Origin of the sequence: Nocardia brevicatena NBRC 12119 (genome assembly GCF_000308495.1) — a bacterium.
Classification (GTDB): Bacteria; Actinomycetota; Actinomycetes; order Mycobacteriales; family Mycobacteriaceae; genus Nocardia; species Nocardia brevicatena.
Genome location: NZ_BAFU01000171.1, coordinates 1 through 959, shown reverse-complemented (window position 1 = coordinate 959; position 959 = coordinate 1). Strand labels below are relative to the sequence as shown.

1 pseudogene is annotated in these 959 nt (G+C 65.0%); it reads right to left on the bottom strand.

Annotation, left to right across the window (positions count from 1 at the left end):
* Positions 1-916, bottom strand: a pseudogene (locus ON20_RS34915) (IS5 family transposase); the annotation flags it as partial.
* Positions 917-959: the final 43 nt, after the last annotated feature.

Sequence of the window (959 nt, the reverse complement as noted above, 5' to 3'; positions counted from 1 at the left end):
CGGACAATCCGGATCGAGCCGGCAAGGAGTACGCCACCGAGGAACATGACGGCGTACTTGTCGTAGCGGGTTGCGACACCCCGCCAGTGTTTGAGCTGGTTGAACCCGCGCTCAACAGTGTTGCGCCACTCGTATTTCTCGGCGTCGAAACCCGGCGGTCGCCCGCCCCTGCGCCCCTTCTTCTTGCGGGCCGCTACCTCGTTCCGCTTTTCGGGGATCTCATGCTTTATCCGTCGTTTCCGCAGCTCGGAGCGTGTTCTCCGGCCCGTGTACGCCTTGTCGGCGAGCAGGTGGATGTCTGAGCCGTCGATACCACTGCACAAGCGATGTCCATCGAGCAACGGCAGCAGATGCGGGTTGTCGTGGGCGTTGCCCGGCGAGAGCCGCAACGCGACGAAACCGCAAGCCGCATCGGCCAACCCGTGAATCTTGGTGGTCAACCCGCCACGCGAACGACCCAACGCATGATCAGGCGGTTCGACCGGCCGGTTCGATACGGAACCGGACCGGATCAGCCCCCCGTGCCCGGCACGCACACCCTCATCACAAGACCCGGCATCCGCGGAGCACCCGCCGCGTGCTGATGCGCCCGCACCGCCGTCGAGTCTATCGACAGCAGCCGCTCGATCCACACGTCCTCGGCCGAGACCCTGTAGGCCGCGCACACCACCTCGTGCATCCGCTGATACGTCCCGTCCACACAGAACCGCTGGTGACGCTTCCACAACGTACGCCACGGTCCGAACTCCACCGGCACATCCCGCCACGGCGAACCGGTACGGAACCGCCACGCGATACCCTCCAACACCAGCCGATGATCCAGCGTGAACGGCCGCCCCCGCCGCCCCCGACTCGACGGCATCAACGGCTCCACCAACGCCCAAAACTCATCCGAAATCTGCTCCGCGCGAACCACGGTCGCATCCTCGCACATCACAATCAATTAGGCGACACGGCCT